The organism is Flavobacterium sp. TR2, assembly GCF_025252405.1.
Classification (GTDB): domain Bacteria; phylum Bacteroidota; class Bacteroidia; order Flavobacteriales; family Flavobacteriaceae; genus Flavobacterium.
In genome coordinates this window covers 3762827-3783871 of record NZ_CP104307.1, presented here as the reverse complement: position 1 = coordinate 3783871, position 21045 = coordinate 3762827, and the positions used below count along the sequence as shown (strand labels likewise).

The window sequence follows — 21045 nt, the reverse complement described above, 5'->3', positions numbered from 1 at the left end:
CAAATTATGACCAAAGGTTTTAAAAATACTATCAGACAAATACATTTGTGGCTCGGTTTAGCATCGGGCCTCATTGTTTTTATAGTGAGCATTACAGGATTTCTTTATGTTTTTGAAGAAGAAATTCGTGACTTTGCAAACAAGGAATATCTTCATGTTCCTGTTCAGAAAAAGCCATTTATTGGGTTAAAAACAATAATTGAAAATTACGAACGTCTTGAGCCTAAGCAGAAAATAACGGCTTTAAAAATAGATAGGGCAGAGCCGAATGCGGCAGTTCAAATTTCGACCAAAAAGAAAAAGACGTATTATTTTAATCCGTACGATGGAACTTTAATCAACCAGCAGGGAGCAGACTGGCTGAATACGGTTTTGGAAATTCACCGAACTTTATTGTTGGGAGAAGTTGGAGAGTTAATTCAAGGCTGGTCGGTTGTGATTTTTATCGTTATGCTTCTAACGGGACTAGTTTTATGGTTTCCAAAAAAAAGACGCCAGTTCAAGCAATCTTTAAAGATAAAATGGAGCGGTTCTTTTAAAAGAATCAATTTTGATCTGCATCAAGTTTTAGGATTTTATGCTTCTATTGTTCTGCTTTTAATTGCTTTTTCGGGAACGTATTTTAAATATGATACTGTCAAAAAAGGAGTGAGTTTGGTGACTGGAAGCAAACTTAGAAAAGGTGATGAAGTGGTTTCTAATGCCAGAATAGATTCGACTACAATTCCTGTTCGTTACAATAACATTTACGAAAGTGCAAATGCAAAATATCCAGGTGCTGCTTCGGTTTCATTTTCCATCAGAAAGACAGGTGAGCTTCGGTTAAGAATGACCTATCCGAACGATTGGGCAAGAAACCAAAACACCCTTTTCTTTGACGGAAAAACAGGGCAGATGCTGCGAACAAAATTGTACAAAGACAACAACGCTGCAGATGTTTACGAAGCGAGCAATCATGATTTGCACACAGGAGTTTTCTTTGGGCTTACAGGAAAAATAATCTGGAGTTTGGTAAGTTTGATTGGCGCTTCTTTGCCTATAACTGGATTTATTATTTGGTGGAAGAAAGGGAAGAAGAGTAAGAAAATTAAAAATTAGAAATTTCTACTAAAAGATAAAAACGGGATTATTGCTGTTCAGATAATCCCGTTTTTTTGTAAATTATATGTTCCTAGGAACATATAATTGGTAGAAAAATTATGTTGTTGTCATTATTGTACGTTCCGTAGGAACGTCTGATTTGAATATAATTTTTAAATGATAATGGGCATCAAACGTTCCTACGGAACGTGAATTTGGGTGGTTGTGATTTTTTTTCTACCGACGAAACATTCCTACGGAATGACAATCTTAGTTTTGAAAAAAAGTTTATTATCCATGCGCTTCAACCGAAACATCGTTCCATTTTTCCCAGCTTTCTAATCTTTGCGCGTAGCTTTGTTTTACAAACGGAAAGGCCACTTTTCCAAGTAATAAACGTAAAGGCGGATTTTCGTTTTCTACTAATTTTACCACTATTGGAGCTGTTGCTTCAACTTTTCCAAAGATATTTTCTCTCTCTGCTAGAGCCCTTTTAATGTCATCATATGCAGGAATACTTTCACTGGTAATTCCAGTATGCCAAATGTTAGATTCGTATCCGTTTGGTTCCAGTAAAGTGACATTGATCCCAAATTGCTTCACTTCTGAAGCTAATGTTTCGCTCAAACCTTCAACAGCAAATTTAGAAGCGCTGTAAAGTCCCATTCCTGTCGGTAAAGTTGCCAATCCTAAAATAGATGAAACCTGAATGATATGACCGTTTTTCTGCGCTCTCATAATAGGAAGCACTGCTTGCGTCAGCCACAATGTCCCAAAGAAGTTGGTTTCAAATTGTTCTCTTGCTTCTTGCTCGCTTGCTTCTTCTACCGCTCCTGTAAGCGCATAACCTGCATTGTTGATCAAAACATCAATGGTTCCAAAATGTTGTTTTACTTTTTGAACCGCTTCGATAGATTCTTGACGATTGTTAACATCTAGTTTTAATGGTAAAATTGCATTTCCATACTTTTCTTTTAAATCGTTTAAAGTATCAAGATTTCTAGCTGTTGCCGCTACATTGTATCCTTTAGCTAAAAAAGCTTCTGTCCAAGCTCTTCCAAATCCTTTTGAAGCTCCTGTAATTAAAATTGTTTTTGACATGGTATTTGTTTTTTATAATTATTAATAAATTTAAATATGACCAATCAGTCATTTTTATGATAAAAAAAATTATATCAATTTTTCAGATATAATTTTTTTAAGCGTTTTCTCTATTGTTTTCATATTGTCATTGTTGCCAGACATTCTAGACATTAGATGCCCTCCTTCAAGCATTGCAAAAAGGGCTGTGGCAAATTCTGCCGCATTCCAGTCAGAAGCAAATTCATTATCAGCGATTCCTTTTTCTATGATCGAAGTTAAGAGCTGCTGGCCTCGTTTGATTGCAGTATTTACTTTCTCTTTTACGGCTGGATTCGTATCGTCGGCTTCAGTTCCGAAGTTTAGCAAAGGACATCCGCCAGATACTGGAGGATTTATCGGATTGCTGAAAAACTCGATATATGCATAAAGCTGTTCTTTGGCGCCTTTTGCTTCTCTAAGTGCAGTTTCCAGTTTAGAACTCAATACTTTCATGTTGTGGTCTACCGCTGCGCAGGCCAAAACATTCTTATTTTCAAAATGAACATACATACTTCCTTTAGACAATTTAGTTGCCTCCATAATATCGCTCATAGAAGTAGCTGCAATTCCTTTTGTATTAAAAATAGGAGCGGCTTTCTCTATAATAAACTGTCTGGTTTCTTCACCTTTTGTCATGGCTGATTGTATTTAATGGTATAAATATATGACCGATTGGTCATAAAAACAAATTGTTTTTGATTTTTTTTTCTGTATTGAATTGTTTTTTAAATAGATAAAACAGCTAAAAATGTTCTGAAAGCCAATATTTAAAGCTGTTTTTGTCTAAATCAAAAATTAATTTGCACGATTTCTTTCTTCTTCATTTCCAAAGTTTCGTTCTTTAGATTTCACATTTTGGTTTCCGAATTTATAGCTTAAAGCAATTCTGAAGGCTCTAGAATCTCCGTAATTTTTCATGGTGTTTTTAATTCCGTTTGAATAATAAGAAATTAATGGTTTTTGAGCATTCAATACATCTTCTCCTGTCAAAGTGATCGAAAGATTCTTTTTTAATGCCAGAAATTTTACCGAAACATCCAAAATATTCAAAGTTGAAATATTAAAAACCTGATAGCGCCCTGGCAATTGCAAACCATAATTTAAGCCCAGGAAAAATGTTTTAGACTGATTGATGGTAAAATCGTTGTTACTGTAAATATAACCATTGTAGCCGTCTACAGATGCAATAAGATGGGTTCTCGATTTTACATTTTGATAGTTTAAATTGAAACCCATAAAGCTGTTCCACCAAGAATAGGTATTGAAGTTGTAATACGTTGAAAGCCCGATCTGATAAGTGTCTGCATAATTTATTGGCGTGCTTTTGGTGATATTGGTCTCAGGATCAATAATGGCTAATTCCTGTCCGAAATTGGAAACCTGAGAAAAATAAACCGTATTAACCCATTTTTGATTTCTGATATAGGAGAACTCAAAATTGTCAATTATAGATGGTTTTAAAAACGGATTTCCTTCAGAATAATAAAATGGACTGGTTCTAATGACAAACGGATTCAAATAATCAAAATCTGGCCTGCGAATTCTTCGGCTGTAGTTTAGCGAAAAGGTGTTATTGTCGTTGGCGCTGTAAGTCACATACAGCGTAGGAAACAATTTGATATAATTATTTTTATTGGTTTGGTTTAAGTTTTCAGAATAGCCTTCAGTTTGCGTTGCTTCGGCTCTTAAGCCAATTTGCGTTTCCCATTTTTCGCTTATTTTTTTATTGGCCGAAAAGTATAAAGCTTCATTGTATTCTTTGTAAGTGAATATATTAGAGTAATTTGCATCAAGAATTGGAGTTCCTGTTTCATTGTCAAAAACCGTCAGATTGTTTTGGGTATTGGTATAAAAACCTTTTCCTCCAAAACTTATATTTGCCCAAGAATAAGGAAGAGCAACATCTATTTTAGCAGAATAATTCTTCAATCGGTTTAAGTTGGAGTTGATTGCCGCGAAATAAGTTCCTGAAATATTTTCTTTCTGATTGTCCATTTCATTGCCTGAAAATTCGCGAGAATCATCTTTTTGATAATTGAAATAATCCAAATCGATCGTAATATTTTTGCCTTCGTTATTCAAAGCAATATTATGATTCCAGTTTAGCGCATTCATTTGAGGTTTGTTTTGGGCATTCACATCAGATAAAATATAAGAATTGATTTCGCCAGAAGTGTTATAGCGGGTCGTCAGCGGATTATTTGCTGAAGTCCGCTCATTAAAACTTCCTAAATATTTTACCCCAGAACTCCATTTTTCAGTCAGTTTATAATCGGCACCAAAACCAATGCTCAGTAAATCTGTTTTGGATTTGGTTGCAATGTTTTGTTTCCAAATTTCATTTGGATAATAGATTCTGCTGTCAGAAGTGGTGCGAAACTGGTCTTTTCCTTTATTGATAGAAGCTTGAAGCGACAATTTGTTGTAATTATAGACAAACAATCCATTTATGTTTCCGCTTGCATAACTTCTTTGCACATAAGTAGTTCCGAAGTTGGCATTCCACGAGTTGGCTTTGCCTGTTTTTAGCCTAATATTGATTAAGCCGCTGTTTCCTTCTGCTTCATATTTTGCTGGAGGCGTTGTAATTACTTCGATGCTTTTGATATTGTCAGCAGGAATTGATCTAAGAAAAGCTACCAAATCTTCCTGAGTCATTTTGTTCAAGCGGTCATCAATCATAACCAAAACTTCGCCTTTTCCAACAATAGAAATAGTTTCGTTTTGGACTCTTACTGTCGGTGTAGATTTAAGAGCATCCAAAGCCGTGCCTCCAGTTGAAACAACAGAGTTTTCGACATTGAAAACCAATCGATCTACTTTTTGCTCTACCAGCTTTTTTCTCGATTTTACTGTTACGCCATCAAGCTGAATCTGTTCTTTTGCTTCCAATGCTCTTAAATCAAGATTCTGATCGATACGGATAGGTTTATTGCTGAATTCAGTCCCAAATTGTTCTATGATCAGCTGATAATCTCCTTTTTCGGCTTTCAATATAAAATTTCCCAAACTATCTGTAGAGGCTTGCTGGTAAAAAGTTTTATCGGCTTTTAATAAAGTGGCAGTTGCAAATTCTAAAGGTGTTTTGTTCTGATTAATGATTTTTCCTTTAACAGTAAACTGTTGGGCAAATGCATTAATGTGAAGTAGAAATAAGACTGATACTAAAATGATTCTGTTCATGGTTTAAAAATTAATTACAGGACAAAACTGTTAGAATTAAAACCTAAAAACCATTTTTATCGACAAACCCCGCCGATTTATCTGCAAACGCGTTAAAATGCTTTTTACTGAATGTATATCTTTGTTTTAAAAATATACCGAATGTATAAAGGAACCATTACCAAAAAACTTGAAAGCCTAATTCATCTTATTTATTGGGTTTTAATTTTTTATTTCACTTTCGTGAAAAACCCGATTGGAGCGCGATTTTCTGTGCCTGATCTGTTTCTTTGCACTTATTTTATCGTTTTTATCATTACATTTTATTTTCATTATTTGATCGTAATGAAAACCGTTTTCAGAGCTTTTAGCTGGAAAAGGCTTTTTGCGGGAGTTTTTGTTTCGTATCTGGTTTTTACTTCTCTAAGATTCGTGTTTGAGCAGATTGTAACCAAAGTTTTGTTCGATAAAGTAAATTATACCGACGTCAATTTTCTAAATTATATGCTTGACAATCTGCACTATAGCAGTATGTCAATTATTTTGAGTTCGTTTCTCTGGTTTGTCATTTATTCGATTCGCCTTTTGGAATACAACAAACTTATTTTGGAAGAAAATAAGAATACCGAAATCAAATTTTTGAAAGCACAGATTAATCCGCACTTTGTATTTAATACTTTAAATAATATTTACTCAATGGTTTATTTTCAGTCAGATAAGTCATTGATGGCAATTGATAAATTGAGCCAAATTATGCGTTTTACGACTTACGAATCGCAGAAAGAAAAGATTAAGCTTTCAGACGAAGTCGATTATATAAAAGCGTATATTGAACTCGAACAATTAAGACATCAGGACAATGTTCGTGTTGATTTTAATGCTGAAATTAAAAATGAATTTGAAGAAATTCCGCCATATATTTTATCGCCTTTGGTTGAAAATGCTTTGAAACATGGAGCGGTTTCCGATTCTGAAGCCATAGAAATCGGGCTCAAAGTTTCGTCTGAAAAATTGATTTTTAAAGTGAAAAATAAAATTGGAACGCAGAAAAAAGATAGTTTGGGCGGAATTGGTTTGGATAACCTGCAAAAGCGCTTGCAGATTCATTATCCAAAAAAGCATCAATTAAATATTGCAAACGATGAAAACCATTTTACAGCCGAACTTGAAATAGATTTAAAATGAATAAAAAAATAAACTGCATTATTCTAGATGACGAACCTTTTGCTGTAAAATTGATCGCAGATTATGCTTCAAAAATTTCCAAACTGAATGTTTTATATGCAGACAGCGATATTTTTAAGGCGATTGAAGTTTTAAATTCAGAATCGGTTGATTTGATTTTTATTGATATTCAGATGCCGCAATTAACAGGTATCGAATTGATGCAGATGTTCAATCAGAAATATAATTTTATCATTACGTCGGCCTATCCGCAATATGCTTTAGAAGCGTTTCAGTTTCATGTGATTGATTATTTGTTGAAGCCTATTACGTTTAATCGATTTTATCAAAGTGTTGAGAAATTCATTCGCTGGCAGGAAACTTTTCAGGTTACAGAAAAAGCAGGCGATGATTATCTATTCGTAAAAGCGGATCGAAAACATTATAAAATTGCTTTAAGCGATATTTTATACATAGAAGGATTACGTGATTATATCCGCATTCATACGCATGATGAAAAAATCATGGCTTTAGAAAATATGAAAGACATTTTGGAGAAACTTCCATCTAATCAGTTTATTAGAATTCATCGTTCGTATATTATTCCAAAAGAAAAAATAAAGGTGATCGACGGAAATCAGATTGTAATGAAAAGCGGAAATGCCTTGCCAATAGGAGAGACGTATAGGAAATTGGTTAGTGAGTGGTTGGTTTAAAAAATTCGTAATGCATTAATTTAGTTGAATGATTTATTTATTTATTATGTTTATCCCTTAAAAACACTATCTAAATCTTGAGACATTAAATTTTAAATGAAAAAACTTTTCCTTGTAATATGCCTTCTTTTTTTTAGCATAAATTATGCTCAAATCAATCCTTCAAAAATTGAAGGGTACTGGATAAAATATAGAGGTGAAATGAAAGATGGTAGTGATCTATCTGGCACATTTAGTGAGGATTCAGGTTACATGGAGTATAGAATTAATCAAGGAAAATTATGCATTAATTCAAATCCAGTTCATAGAGTAAATGAAAGCTGTTTGGATTTTACCCTGATTAATAATTTTATAAAGACATCTCAATATTCTGGATTTGTAGTAGAAAAAGTAACTAAAGATTCTTTGATATTATGTGAGAAAATTGATGGATTGGCTGATGATAAACTTGAAAGATCCTATTTTATTAAACAAGAAGTAATAATTTCAAAATTTAAAGAAGAGAATAAGAATGAGAGAAATATAGTTGCTTCCAAATTATTCTCACCAAAAACAAGTGGTACTATTGAATTAGATTTGAATAAAGCATTTAAGAATAATTATTCAAATTTTGAGTTAGTTGGGAACTTGAAAATTTATCCTGCCAAGAAAAAGATAAAGACAGAAATTACGTTTGCAACTCAAAAGGATTCAGCAAGAATAAGATTAGTCAAAAAAGTCATGGATAGTTCTTTTGAAAAATGGAATTTAAAAGCTTTTAAAGAATATGAATCAATAGAAATTCCGTTTGTTCTAAAAAGTGAAATTACAAAAACATTCTGGGGAATTTCGGTAATATTTTTTACAACAGATTTAACTGAATTTGAAAGAATTTATGGAGTGAAAATGGAAGATATTAGAAAATCGTCGGATTGCTTTAATAAAGGATTGATTGCTTATGAAGAGAAAAAATATTTAGAATCTATAGAATATTTTTCTGAATCGTATAAATTTAATTCCAAGAATATAGATGCTCTATATAATAAAGCAGCCATATATTTTGAATCTGGAGATAAAGAAAATGCTTGTAAAGTATGGCTAGAAATTTCTATACTGGGTCAAGCAGAAGGCAAACAATTGTTTTTGAAAAATTGTGAATAATTTTCTAGTTATAACTAAACTCCACCATAATAAAGTTATCGATTCAAGACTAACGTTTTAACCGTAGTTATAATGTGGATATTGTTTATAAATAAATTCATAGAGGAGTGACGTGCTCCCGTTAATTTTTAGCTCACTTACATCCGTTACGTTTTTTCTTTTTAAGTTAATTCGATTATAATTAATTGTTTATTAGTGTTTTAAATATAGTGTATTCTTTTTTTGATTAAATTTATCTGAAAAAAATGTAATATGGTTACAGCTATACTTAGAGCGCATCCTGAACTGGCACTTTTTTTATGCTTGGCTCTCGGATTCTTAATCGGGCGCATTAAAATTGGGACATTTAAAATTGGTGTAGTACTTGGGACTTTATTTGCCGGAGTGCTAATTGGCCAGTTGGATATTGAAATTCCAGGTATTGTAAAAACTATTTTCTTCGATTTTTTCCTGTTTTCAACAGGATATAAAGTTGGTCCTCAATTTTTTCAAGGATTTAAAAAGAACGCCTTTCCGCAATTACTGCTCACTTTGGTAATTTGTTTAGCCTGTCTATTAGTGGCATATTCTGTTTCTACTTTTTTAGGTTATGATGTAGGAACGGCGGCAGGATTATTAGCAGGAGCATTTTCTGAATCAACTGTGATTGGTACTGCTTCAGATGCTATCAGTCATTTAAATCTTGATGATGCTGAAAAAACTAGACTAATCAATAATATTCCGGTAGCATATTCTGTAACTTATTTGGTAGGAGCAACATCCTTTGTTTTCTTTCTTACTGCAATCGCTCCAAAGCTGCTTGGCATTAATTTAGTTGAAGAAAGCGATAAACTGGCCGAAACCATTTCAGGAGAAACAGAATATGGCCCTGGAATGAAAAGCGCCTATCAGCGATGGATAATTCGGGCATACAAAATAACCAATGAGAAATGGATTGGAATCAGTATAAGTGATTTTGAAAAATTAATTTCGAACAAAAATATTGTTATTCAGCGCATACGCCATAAACATCAATTGCTAGATCCCAAACCCGATACAATAATCCATAAAGATGACGTAATGGTTATTATGGCACAGCACGGAATCATTTTGGACAGCCTCTTTTCTATTGGACCAGAAGTCTTGGATGAAGAATTGTTAAATTTCCCGCTAGCACATTTGGATGTAACCATCACCAATAAAGCAATTGATGGGATGACAGTAAAGTCTCTTCGAAAAAGCAGTTTTTATCATGGATTAATGCTAAATAAAATAACGAGAGAAAACCATGAGATACCGCTTGAATCAAAGACGGTTTTAAACAGAGGTGATATTTTGAATCTCTCGGGCAGACCTGCAAAACTGGAAGAAGCGGCAAAAGAAATAGGTTATCTGGATCGTTTAAGCCCTGAGACCGATATTATTTTTGTTGGTTTGGGTATTGTCCTTGGGGGGCTTTTAGGTTTGCTTTCGGTAACATTATTTGGAGTTTCGGTAACTTTAACAACGAGCGGTGGCGCATTGGTCATGGGACTTGTTTTTGGCTGGCTGCATTCAAGAACGCCTGTTTTTGGCAGAATTCCAGAACCCGCCTTGTGGATATTTGACAACGTTGGTCTTGCAGCGTTTATCGGACTTGTTGGTTTAGCTGCTGGTCCAAGTTTTATATCAGGTCTTAAAGAAACTGGTTTTGGCATTTTGCTTGCGGGTGTAGCGGTTGCGATAATACCCCATATCATCGGACTGTATTTTGGAAGATACATATTAAAAATAAACCCTATAATCTTACTTGGAGCACAAACTGGCGCAGGTACCTCAACCATTGGATTAAAAGCAGTCCAAGATGCATCAGGGAGCAAATTTCCAGTTTTAGGCTACACTATTCCGTATGCATTAGCTAATATATTATTGACTGCTTTCGGGCCAATACTTGTGGGTATGATGTCTTAAAAGTTGCTTAGTTACAAAAAAGGTTCTGTCAGTCGGTACTTAAAAGAAAAGAGTACAAGTCCTACCTTTGATTTGATGTTGTATTTCTCAAATAAGGATGCTCTGTATGCTTCAATTGATTTTATGGACAAATTCATAATTTCCGCCATCTGTTCATAGGTTAATTCTCTTTCGTCGCAAACTAGTTTAAGAAAATCTAATTCTCTTTGAGTTAAAACAATATTCCTTTTCTTCTCAGTGCTGTTATCATAATTTCGCACACGCTTAAGAATTTCAGAAACATTGTTATAACCTATATTAATAATATTGTCAATTGCAAATTTCAAATCGTGGGCTGTACAATTCTTATGTAAAAAGCCCCTTGCTCCATGATGATAAGCAGCATCGATTATTTGTTCGTCAAGATGTTGCGTCAACAATAACACTTTAAATTCTTCCTCTTTTTCTTCCAAGGCTTTTAATACTTCAATACCATTCATATTTGGCATAGAATAATCTAGGATGTAAATATTTGGTGTTGGGCTTATTGGAATCGCCTGGAGGAAATCATCGCCATTATCAAACTCATTGATTACTGAGTAGCTACCCATTTTATGCAGCAATTCTTTTAGACCATGTCTTACAATAGAATGGTCATCGATTATACAAATAGTGGTCTGTTCCATACTTTAAATTTTTTTATTTTCAGAAAGGATAATTAAAGTACCAGATCCTGGCTGGCTTTCTACGTCTAGCTGATAGGCTATACTGTTGGCTCTGCTGGCCATGTTTGTTAATCCTAAAGATAATTTGTCTTTTTTATCGGCAGAGTTAAATCCTTTGCCATTATCTGTAATTATCATTTTAAAATGAGGGCTGGTTGTTATAGAAACACTCATTTTAGAGGCTTTAGCGTGTTTAAAAATATTGCTAAGACATTCTTGAAATATTCGATAAATGATTATTTTCTCATTATCACTGAACTCTTTCACTTCGATTTCTTCAAATGAGAAAGCAATTTCAATTTTATTATTCTTTTGCAGTCTCTCTATTTCTGTGATTATGGCTTTTATCACATCTTGCTGTAATAGCAATTGGCTATTTAATGCGTGACTGATGCTTCGTATAGATTTTGATAAATTGCCTAATGATTGTGATACGGGCTCTAATATTTTTTCCAATTCGGGAGAATCCAATTTCATGTTTTCTATTTGAAAATTGATGTATGTAAGCTGTTGACCAGCATCATCATGCAGATCCTGAGAAATATTATTCAGTACTTGCTCTTGAGTTTCAAGGACAGTTTTAGTAACGGCCTTTTGAAAATTGAGATCTTTCTCGTGAAGCAGTTCTGTATACTTTCTTATCTTATTAAAATAAAGACGGATCAGAATAACACAAAAAAATAGTATTAAACCAATAAAAATAAAGGCGATTATTATTCCTAGTACGACTTGATTCATTTGCAGTTGTTTTTTTCTCTGTAGATGTAGATATTAATTAAAGTGTAGTAGGCAATACAAACGATATTAACAACGAAAACATAGAGCGTAACTTGACCAAACAAAATTATTCCTGTAACCTGTAATGGTTTAAAACCTAATATTAACCCCATTCCAAAAAAGAAATAGACTGGCGCAAACAACAATAAATAATTATTTGATAAGAAATACATTAAATTCTCTTCTCTTAACTGTCTGTAACTTTCGTAAATGAAAAGTATGACGTAAAGCAGGGCACCAAAAATGAAAGTGTAATAATTATTCGCATCTAATATTTCTACAATTATAAAATTGATAATAGAAAATAGAACAAAAATGCATAGTGTAATATTGGACCTTTTTTTATTGTTTACGTTTTCTCTAAATGCTAGCATCCAAAAAATGTCATGAAAAATAATGCTAATGATAAATGGTATTCGAATTGACTTATTGTTATATACTAAAATAGAATTTACTAGTTCAGTAGTAAAAACTACAAAAAGAATACACAGAAGATATCGATGCATTTTAATTTTCCAATGAAGATTAAATAAAGCATAAAGCAGCGTTATTAAAACGCATGCTTTTATTGGATTTATGATATCTAGAATATTCAATTGTATTTATTTACAAAGGCTTATTATCAATAGAAATAAATGGAGGTTCTGTAGAATAATCGTAGTAATATGGTGCTCCATTGACCTGAATGATAACAACAGTTTCCTTTGCTCTTTTCGATTTATCATTTAACTTGGCCAAACTGAACTGAAATTTAGCATTACTATTTCCTTTTGCATATTTTTTTGCCAGACTTTTTATTAAAGCTGTTGAAAAGCAATAAGATCCCTCTATATATTCTGGCACCATATGCAGTGAATCAATTTTTTGTTTATCTGTATCAACAGCTACGCTGAGATAGGCATCATATCCATGATCCTTAATGATACCTTTAAGTTTTGGCCAAGTAATATCATAAGTTCCTTTTTTATCAAGGATTCCACCTTTTACTTGATGAACATCTAAGACCGCTTTTTCTAATATCTCTTTACAAACATGATCTCCATTTTCTTTCAGCCATTTTACTTTTCGGTCTAATTTAGTTATAGTATCGTAGTCCTTTAAAGTTTTACACGCAGCATCTGGCGTTTTTAGGTCTGGATTATTATTTGTTTCTGGATTGATTACATTTTCTTTCTTTTGACAAGCTGTAATGGCTAAAATAATCAGTAAGATTAGGGTAATTTTTTTCATGGTTAAACTTATTTAAGGGTTAATAATTTATTTCATCAAATTTTATAATAATCCTCGCTTCTCCACTAGGGTAAAACTCTATTTTAATAGGGTTTTACCCCTAATAATCAATTTATCAGCTAAAATAGCAATTTTCTTTCAAGAACATATACATACTGGTAATATTCAGAAAATTAGGTAAAAAACTATGTCTATTTAGGTATTTACCCTAATAATGAGATTGCTGTCTGCAGTAGTTTTGGAATATAAATCGAGTGTTGCTGAACAACTGAACAACTCGTTAAAATATATTCTTAGTCTGGAATTTACGCGACTATTTCCTTTAGCTAACCAAAATGCAAAGCAAAGAAAAATAAGCTTTTAAAATTGTAACCATAAACCATAAATATATGAACACCAGAAAACAGCTTTTAGGTTTGCTGATCATAATCAGCAGTAATCTGTTTGCACAGGATTGTAATTGTGATAAACTTTTGCAAGATGGACTTTATTCGTTTACTAAAATGACAAAAACCGAGTCTTTCAATAGGGATTTAAGAACTTATTATCTGTCAGACACTTTTAAAACAGATATGAAAAGCGGAAAGTGGGGAAGCTCACTTACCATTCCTATTAAAGGCATTCCGTTTTCAATAGGAATGAATGATAATGACCAGAAATTTTCTGAATTGAGAACCAGTCTTTTGGAAATTACGGAATTAAATATTGATGAAGGCAGTGTACAGGCATCATTCGGGTCTATTCCTAATACAAGTCTTTATGAGGCTTTTGTTGAATGTAATAGGATATGTCATCAAAATGGATTTGGATTTATTCAGGGGAAGAATCTGGAGACAGAAGATGCAGTTGTCTTTACAATATATTACAAACCTTCATCCCCAACAGATCCAATGCCAGTTGTTACAAGTTTTAATGTTTTGCCTGAAGGTACAGTTGTCAGTGGAGGCCTGAGCATTAATCAGAGATTAACAGGTTTTACAACTTTAATTACTTGTAAGCGACCACTTGATAAAGATTTGGTTTTAACTCTTCAAACTGACAGAGGAGGAATTACTAGCAAAGCGTATGCACAGGAGAGTATTACATCAAGCAAAGAAATCCCGATAGGAACAGTAATTACATCGTATTTAAATTTTGAGCAGTTTAATACTGCTACAAAAAATAATGAGAAAAGTCCTGGCGGAATTTGGACTTCAAATAAAAGTAAATGGTCTCCTTGTGACGGCCGTCCAGTTCCAAATTCAAAATTTCAAGCGCTGACATCCCAATCTCAAATACCAGATTTAAGAGGTGTGTTTGTAAGAGGTTTGAATATATTCGATCCTAATCAACCTGTTGTGGCTATGACTGGTGAGAAGGGAGATTTAGAGAGCCGTATTGTTGGAAGTTATCAGTCAGATTCATTTCAGGGGCATAAACATATTGACCAAGATAGAATAGCAATCTACTACGGAAGAGAATCACCAAACACTCCTCATCAAAGACATAACGTTACTGATTCTCCCGCAAATAATACCGCAGGAACTGTAAATGCTGGTTATGGCACTCCAAGAATAAGCAATGAAACAAGACCGAAAAATATATCGCTCTACTATTATATAAAGATAAATTAAAAAAACAAATTTATTGTAAAAAGGAAGATTAAGGGTGTGTCTTGCGCCCTTAATTATTCTCTTTCTTGACTTTTGATTGCAGTCTGAACAGATTACTGAAAGTCCGTTTAGGCTGAGGGATTATTTTACTCAGAAATGACTAATAATTCGCATAGGCAAAAACTGTCCAAATAGCATTTTCTGAGTTAACTGTTTTAATTTTTAATCAATTAAACTGATTTTATCATGAAAAGATTTTTACCATTTTTATTGTTGTTTTTTTCTCATTTAGCTTCAGCTCAAAGTTTTATGTATTTAAACGCTGTAGATTTTGATTTTACAACGAATAAGGCCGGATATACAGGTCATTTTAATATTTATTCCCCTCCGATAGACTCTTCAAAGTGGGGGTATAATGCAGGGGTGATGAAAATAAATTATTCTACATCGGATAGTATTATGCTGTATACAGATGAATATGTTAAGCTAAAGCCACTGGACAAGCTTGTGGTTGGTAGCAAATATGAAGCAAGATACAATGAACATAAGATTAAAAATAAAAATTCATCGTACAGCATTTATATGCAGGCACTTTATGCCTTACGAAATCCTAGCGGAAATGCTACGAAAATATTTGCCCATGCACATGGAGAGTTACTAATTTCCAATTTTGAGATTAGTGAAGCAATAAATACATTGCAGAGAGATACTTTGACAATAACATCATTAGATTCTATCCCAAAAATATTGTCTTCTCAAAACAATAAAAATAACACCAAAATTAAAAGCATAACAGGATATTTTGGTCTTGGTGTAACCTTCGATCTCAAATGCACTGAACGATCCCGCTTATTTTTTCAGCCAACTATAGGGTATACTACAAATTATCCTCAACCTTCTTCTGTAAATACAGATGGTAATGCAGCGAGTTATTACCTAAGTGAAATAAAAGAATGGAATCCCTTTTATCTTGTGAGAAGTTATTTCCGTTATATTTTATCTACAAGAGGTGGTGCAGGAGCGGACGGTGCAAAAGCAGCCACTTCGGAACTCATTCTTGGAACGGATATAAGAGGACTATTTCCAAAGTTCGCTCCTTATTATTCTGTGTATATAGGCTTAAATTTGGATCTAGCTAAGTTGGTAGATTTGTTTAAAGAATAAAAGAAATGTCCAATGATAGTGAGTTTAAAACTGTATTTAACTGATTGATTTTGAGATATTTTATTTGTTTGTGCAATACTTCTCTAAAATGAGAAGGAGATCTGCTCTCGACACGGCCTGCACGCCATTAAAACCTTCATTTAACAGCACACGTAGGCTCCAACCAGGCAGTATCTGGTAAGACAATCCAAATCATGGATGTGTATGTCGCCATTCCTATGAGCAGATCCTTCTTCTTTCTTATATTTTCAGCAAGTAATTAGCGATTATTTTTCTAGAATTGGAATAAATTTTTTCCATCGTTTTGTTTTATTTAAGACACTTTTTCAAATGTTTTTTCAAGCTCTATTGCTTTTGGAAATAGAATATTATTTTCCAGATGAATGTGCTTTTTTAAATCTTTGTCAAATTCTTCTAGCATGAGAAAGGCTACTTTGTAAGTGTTGCAAGAGTCAACAGGAGGGGTGTAATTATTAGTTAAAGCTGCAATTCTTCTAAAGTGCTGTACTTCTGTAATATGATCTTCTTTTAAGGTTAAAATTGGGGCTTCAATAGATAAAAAAGGAGGTGTTTCCAGTTCTGTTCCTTTACTATACGCGGCTTTCATTTTTTTAATAAAAGGAAAAACAACCAACTCTTCTCTTTTCATATGAGCCGTCAGATCAAGATACGTTTTTGAAAAAATAGTATGAATTTCATGAAGCTCAGGATGTATTGCACCATGGTCACCGCATAATTTATTTAAATATTCTAGAATGGTAGGAGATTTTTCTTCCACATATCGATGGTGGGTTTTAGTAATATAATCTGCAATCATATCTGCCGACCAGCTTTTGTAATTAAAAGACTGATTGGCAGAACTATTTCCAGCTTTTTCAAGATGCTCGATAAGAACGTTTTCTTCAATATCTCTTTTTTTGCAGACTTCTTCGATTGTACGATGTCCTTTGCAGCAAAAGTCGATATGGAATTTTGTAAAAATGGCCGCTGTTTTGAAATCATCTGCTACGATTTCACCAATTGTGGTTTTGCTTGTTAGTTTCATAATGGTTTGGGGTATAGATTATTTTGGTTTCAGCATTTTGGTTTATTTTTCTCAGTCTTACACTGCTTAATGATAAGTAGAGATGCAGCGACCATATTTGAAAATTCAATAAAAGGAATCATTATTTCGTGTTTCTCAGTGAGTGAAACAGCATAATTATGAAGCTCTTTTATTTTTTGAAAAGCCAAATTGGCGTCGCGCTCTTCACTAGTGTAATATGAAGTGACTAATTTTTGCAATTCCTTTTTAAGTATTTCAAACGAAAGATAATCATCGGCTTGATGTGCTTTTGGAAACTTCGGAATTAGTATTTTGGATGAAAAAATAAATTGGGCAATAGTTTTATCTACATTTTCTGAAGCTTGATGTGCAAACACTACAGCTTCTAGGAGTGAGTTTGATGCCAAACGGTTTTTGCCATGAAGACCTGTTCTCGCACATTCGCCAATAGCGTAAAGATTTGGTATTGATGTGACTCCATTTTGATCTACCCGTATGCCGCCGCATTGGTAATGTGCCGCAGGAACAACAGGAATTAAATCTTTCTCAGGCCTGATTCCTAGTTCATTGCAATGTGCTGTTATGACAGGAAATTGATTTGAGAAGGCTTTTGGATCTAAATGCCTGCAGTCTAAATAAACATGATTTTTTCCGCTTATTTGAAGTTCTTTGCTAATAGCACTTGAAACCATATCGCGTGTAGACAATTCTCCTCGAATGTCATATTTAAATAAAAATCTTTGCTTTTTATCATTAACAATATGAGCGCCAAAACCTCTAACGGCTTCTGATATTAAAAACAGCGGATTTTCTTTTCCTGTAAATAATGCTGTTGGATGAAACTGGATGTATTGCATATCGACAATTTCTGCACCTGCACGCGCTGCGATTGCCAATCCGTCTCCTGTCGCTATTTTAGGATTTGTCGTGTTTTCAAACAGCTGTCCGCAGCCGCCAGTGCTTAAGACAATTGTTCTCGCTCTAATGTATTTAATTCGGTTGTGTTTTTTTTCAAAGAAAAAAGCTCCGGCACAAGTAGTTTTAGCTTTTTTTGTTTCGGCGTTTAAATCAATGACCATATGATTTTCTAAGAGCTCAATATTGGGCATTTTTTTAATGATTTTGAGCAGTTTCTGCTCGATTTCCTGTCCGGAGCTGTCTTTATGATGCAATATTCTATGCTGAGAATGTCCGCCTTCCAAACCTAAATCCCATTGTCCTTTTCCATTTTTATCAAAAGAAGCGCCTATTTCGATCAATTCGCGAAGCCTTTCGGGAGCTTGTTTAATCACCATATTGACAATTTCTTTATCGCACAAACCGCCTCCAGAACGAAGCGTATCATGGATATGTTTATTAAAACTGTCTTTTATTAAGTCGGTTACCACAGCAATACCGCCCTGTGCCAATGTTGTATTGGTATTTGTGGCTGTTTCTTTCGTCATTATAACAATTGATAAATCTGGGCGTTTTTTTGCCGTTTTCATAGCAAAAAATAATCCCGAAATACCTGAACCTACGATAAGTATATCTGTTTTAAGCATGTTATTTTGATTTAGAGTTATTGCATTTTTTACGATAGTTCGAGCATCCTTTGTATAGGTTTCAGGGCTTCTGTCCTCAGTTTTTCGGTAACCAGCATTTCGGGATATTCATTTTTAAGGCACAAATACAGTTTTTCTAGTGTATTCATTTTCATAAAAGCACATTCGCTGCAGGCACAGGTGTTGTCTTCTGTGGCAGGAGCCGGAATCAGCGTTTTATCAGGTACAGCTTTCGTAAGCTCATGCAGGATACCGGCTTCTGTGGCCACAATGAAAACGGCAGTAGGATCCGTTTTAATGAAATTAATAATTCCCGAAGTCGAGCCAATGTAATGTGCCGCTTTTAAAATATGTTCTTCAGATTCAGGGTGAGCTGCAATTTTTGCAGTCGGATTTTTGGTATATATTTCTATTAGTTTGTCTAATGAAAAGGCTTCATGCACAATACAAGAGCCTTTCCATAAGACCAGTTCGCGTTTGGTTTCTTTTTGGAGGTATTTGCCTAAATTTTCATCTGGAGCAAATATGATTTTTTGTTCTGCAGGTATAGACTCAATTATCTTTTTGGCATTTGCCGAAGTGCAGACCAAATCGCTCATCGCTTTTATTTGGGCAGAGCAGTTGATATAAGTGACTACAATATGATCTGGATGCTGTTTTTTGAAAGATTTAAAATCTTCAGGCAGACAACCGTCGGCTAGGGAGCAGCCTGCATTCCAATCGGGCAATAGTACTTTTTTGTTTGGGTTAAGGATTTTTGCTGTTTCTGCCATAAAATGAACGCCAGCAAAAACAATGATATCAGCACTTGTATTTTGAGCTTTTTTTGCCAATTCAAGACTATCTCCGATAAAATCTGCTATTTCCTGAATCTCCTCATCTTGATAATAATGAGCCAGAATAACGGCATTTTTTTCTTTTTTTAATCGGATTATCTCCTGTACTAAAAAGTTCTTGTTCATGTTCATTGTCGAATTTACTACTTTTGATACGGCATAAAAGGCGATAGCGCTTATTTTTAACTTGTACGAAAAAGACGTTTAAGCGCATAATTTTAATAGGGTAAATATATTATCATCATTTTTTTCAAAACATGATTCTAATCATGCTGTTTTATATTTGTTTTTATATGCTGGTCTTGACAATTGAACTTTAATTGAATGAGAAAGTGTGGTTTACAAAGACTTTTGGGCCATTTACTGAATTTTGTTTCGTCCGTATTAAGTGGTGCTATTTTTTAGAACTTTATTTTGGAGATGTTTTTCCTTAAAAAAAGAAAAGCATGATAAAAGAGACAGGCTCTATTATCATGCTTTTTACAATTGTAATTAAAAAAATTATTTTGCGTCTATCAGCGTAAGTGAAACTCTTCTGTTTAAAGGCTTATTCTCTGCTGGAGTATTTGGCACTAAAGGTTCGCTTTCTCCTTTTGAAAATAAATGCATACGGTTGGACTCAATTTCTTTATTCTGCAAATAATCTGAAACTGCTTGCGCTCTTTTCATTCCGATTTCAAGATTGCGTTTTTCAGTTCCTATATCACAAGTATAGCCTGTAATGTTTAGGTCTGTGTCTTTGTTTTCTTTTAGAATTTTAGCAATTTCATCTAGTCTTGTAGCCAATTCTGGAGTCACGCTCGTGTTCCCAACTTCTTGAAAAGCAAGAGGTTTTTCGACGTAAGTTCGTTCAGCAGCTGTCAGTTCTTTTTTGGCAGGAGGAGTTTCTACAGGTTTTTGCTGTACAGGAACTTCTTTCTGAACCGGAGCCGTTTCTGTCTTCGTAACGGTCTCTGTTTTTGGCTGTACAGGCTGTGGTTTGTCTTTAGCTAAAGAAAAACCTAATTTCAGCTGAATTCCAGCAGATAGATAGCGGCTCTCCTGAACGATTCTGCTGTTTCCAATAGTACCGTTTGCCTGAACATTGTCAATGCCGTTTGGGTTATACGCCACAATGTTGGTGTTTGGAGTTTCTTTTGCCAAATCAGTCAAACCATAATCTACATACAAACCGGTGTACAGTTTTGTTTTTTCTTTTAGTTTGAACGAAAGGCCTGTTTCAAAACTCAACATAAAAGCAGGGTCTAGGCTTACCGTTGTTTTATCCTGCCAATTGGTTACTTTGCCAAATCCGTGAGATGGCAGATCATCAATGATAAGATTAACATCAGGGTAATAGCCGCTCAGCTGCAATTCAGAAGCTGAAGCTTTTACAGTCTGTTTTCCAGGAAACATGATTTTTCCTCCGATTCCAAAATACAATTGTGTCTGAGAAGCAATCGATGTTCTGTATTGCATCATTAACGGAATGGATGCGGCAATAAAATGCTGATCTTCCTTATAATTGGTAGGCGTCACTCTATACTCGAATGCAGAAGTCTGGTCATCGACTTCGTAAGTTGAGATTGTTGTTCCGTTATTCAATTCAAAACTATTTTGATTGTAACTAACATCAACTCCAGTTGAGATTCCCCAGTGATCGCTGAAGAAATAGGTGTATCCAACACCTATTCCTCCGCCAAACTTTAATTTACCGTCACCGACATTGCTATCGTATAGAATTCCAGAAGGCCCTCCATTGATTTTGAAATTAATTTCCTGCGCTTTTATCGTGACATTAAATAGTAGTAGTATAGCTATGGTGGCTTTAATCTTCATTGCGTATAATTTTAAATTAAAT

General features: G+C 34.1%; 18 protein-coding genes. 7 read left to right on the top strand and 11 right to left on the bottom strand.

Annotated features, from left to right (window positions below):
- The first annotated feature begins 6 nt into the window (after positions 1-6).
- Positions 7-1098, top strand: coding sequence for a PepSY domain-containing protein (locus tag N4T20_RS16660; protein WP_260670246.1), 1092 nt, complete (start codon positions 7-9; stop codon positions 1096-1098).
- A 273-nt stretch (positions 1099-1371) separates the two neighbouring features.
- Here N4T20_RS16660 and N4T20_RS16655 read toward each other — a convergent pair whose 3' ends face one another.
- From N4T20_RS16655 to N4T20_RS16645, 3 genes are all read right to left on the bottom strand, one after another.
- Complete coding sequence (locus tag N4T20_RS16655; RefSeq protein WP_260670245.1) at positions 1372-2181, bottom strand: SDR family NAD(P)-dependent oxidoreductase; 810 nt, start codon at positions 2179-2181, stop codon at positions 1372-1374.
- A 69-nt stretch (positions 2182-2250) separates the two neighbouring features.
- Entirely contained in the window at positions 2251-2838 is a 588-nt protein-coding gene (locus N4T20_RS16650; RefSeq protein WP_260670244.1) for a TetR/AcrR family transcriptional regulator, read from the bottom strand.
- 159 nt (positions 2839-2997) lie between these two features.
- Positions 2998-5385: an outer membrane beta-barrel family protein gene (locus N4T20_RS16645; protein ID WP_260670243.1), complete on the bottom strand. Its 2388-nt coding sequence runs from the start codon at positions 5383-5385 to the stop codon at positions 2998-3000.
- Between the two features lie 141 nt (positions 5386-5526).
- Here N4T20_RS16645 and N4T20_RS16640 point away from each other — a divergent pair, with 141 nt between their 5' ends.
- The 4 genes from N4T20_RS16640 to aspT all read left to right on the top strand — a co-directional run bounded on the left by N4T20_RS16640 (position 5527) and on the right by aspT (position 10313).
- Complete coding sequence (locus N4T20_RS16640; protein WP_260670242.1) at positions 5527-6549, top strand: sensor histidine kinase; 1023 nt, start codon at positions 5527-5529, stop codon at positions 6547-6549.
- Positions 6546-7244: a LytTR family DNA-binding domain-containing protein gene (locus N4T20_RS16635; RefSeq protein WP_260670241.1), complete on the top strand. Its 699-nt coding sequence runs from the start codon at positions 6546-6548 to the stop codon at positions 7242-7244. Before N4T20_RS16640 ends, N4T20_RS16635 begins: the two co-directional genes overlap by 4 nt.
- Positions 7245-7340: 96 nt before the next feature.
- Positions 7341-8384, top strand: a complete 1044-nt coding sequence (locus N4T20_RS16630) for a tetratricopeptide repeat protein (protein ID WP_260670240.1) — start codon at positions 7341-7343, stop codon at positions 8382-8384.
- Positions 8385-8636: 252 nt separating this feature from the next.
- On the top strand, positions 8637-10313 hold the full coding sequence (aspT, locus tag N4T20_RS16625) for an aspartate-alanine antiporter (RefSeq protein WP_260670239.1): 1677 nt from the start codon (positions 8637-8639) through the stop codon (positions 10311-10313).
- Positions 10314-10324: 11 nt separating this feature from the next.
- On the opposite strand, the gene N4T20_RS16620 is transcribed toward aspT, so the two are convergent.
- The 4 genes from N4T20_RS16620 to N4T20_RS16605 all read right to left on the bottom strand — a co-directional run bounded on the left by N4T20_RS16620 (position 10325) and on the right by N4T20_RS16605 (position 13024).
- On the bottom strand, positions 10325-10978 hold the full coding sequence (locus tag N4T20_RS16620; RefSeq protein WP_260670238.1) for a response regulator transcription factor: 654 nt from the start codon (positions 10976-10978) through the stop codon (positions 10325-10327).
- 3 nt (positions 10979-10981) lie between these two features.
- The gene (locus tag N4T20_RS16615) at positions 10982-11755 is read right to left on the bottom strand and encodes a sensor histidine kinase (RefSeq protein WP_260670237.1); all 774 of its coding nucleotides are present in this window, start codon (positions 11753-11755) and stop codon (positions 10982-10984) included.
- Positions 11752-12168, bottom strand: coding sequence for a hypothetical protein (locus N4T20_RS16610; protein ID WP_260670236.1), 417 nt, complete (start codon positions 12166-12168; stop codon positions 11752-11754). The genes N4T20_RS16615 and N4T20_RS16610 overlap by 4 nt, the downstream gene beginning before the upstream one ends.
- Before the next feature lie 232 nt (positions 12169-12400).
- The gene (locus N4T20_RS16605; protein ID WP_260670235.1) at positions 12401-13024 is read right to left on the bottom strand and encodes a hypothetical protein; all 624 of its coding nucleotides are present in this window, start codon (positions 13022-13024) and stop codon (positions 12401-12403) included.
- A 389-nt stretch (positions 13025-13413) separates the two neighbouring features.
- On the opposite strand from N4T20_RS16605, the gene N4T20_RS16600 reads away from it, so the two are divergent.
- Together N4T20_RS16600 and N4T20_RS16595 are read left to right on the top strand one after the other, a co-directional pair.
- A complete protein-coding gene (locus tag N4T20_RS16600) occupies positions 13414-14637 on the top strand; it encodes a hypothetical protein (RefSeq protein ID WP_260670234.1) in 1224 nt (407 codons plus the stop codon).
- Between the two features lie 225 nt (positions 14638-14862).
- Positions 14863-15780: a hypothetical protein gene (locus tag N4T20_RS16595; RefSeq protein WP_260670233.1), complete on the top strand. Its 918-nt coding sequence runs from the start codon at positions 14863-14865 to the stop codon at positions 15778-15780.
- A gap of 313 nt (positions 15781-16093) precedes the next feature.
- On the opposite strand, the gene ric is transcribed toward N4T20_RS16595, so the two are convergent.
- From ric to N4T20_RS16575, 4 genes are all read right to left on the bottom strand, one after another.
- On the bottom strand, positions 16094-16825 hold the full coding sequence (gene ric / locus N4T20_RS16590) for an iron-sulfur cluster repair di-iron protein (protein WP_260670232.1): 732 nt from the start codon (positions 16823-16825) through the stop codon (positions 16094-16096).
- A gap of 29 nt (positions 16826-16854) precedes the next feature.
- On the bottom strand, positions 16855-18369 hold the full coding sequence (gene nadB, locus N4T20_RS16585; RefSeq protein WP_260670231.1) for an L-aspartate oxidase: 1515 nt from the start codon (positions 18367-18369) through the stop codon (positions 16855-16857).
- Positions 18370-18398: 29 nt separating this feature from the next.
- Complete coding sequence (nadA, locus tag N4T20_RS16580) at positions 18399-19331, bottom strand: quinolinate synthase NadA (RefSeq protein WP_260670230.1); 933 nt, start codon at positions 19329-19331, stop codon at positions 18399-18401.
- Positions 19332-19706: 375 nt separating this feature from the next.
- Positions 19707-21023 (bottom strand): OmpA family protein, encoded by a 1317-nt coding sequence (locus N4T20_RS16575; RefSeq protein ID WP_260670229.1) that lies wholly within the window; start codon positions 21021-21023, stop codon positions 19707-19709.
- Positions 21024-21045 lie beyond the last annotated feature (22 nt).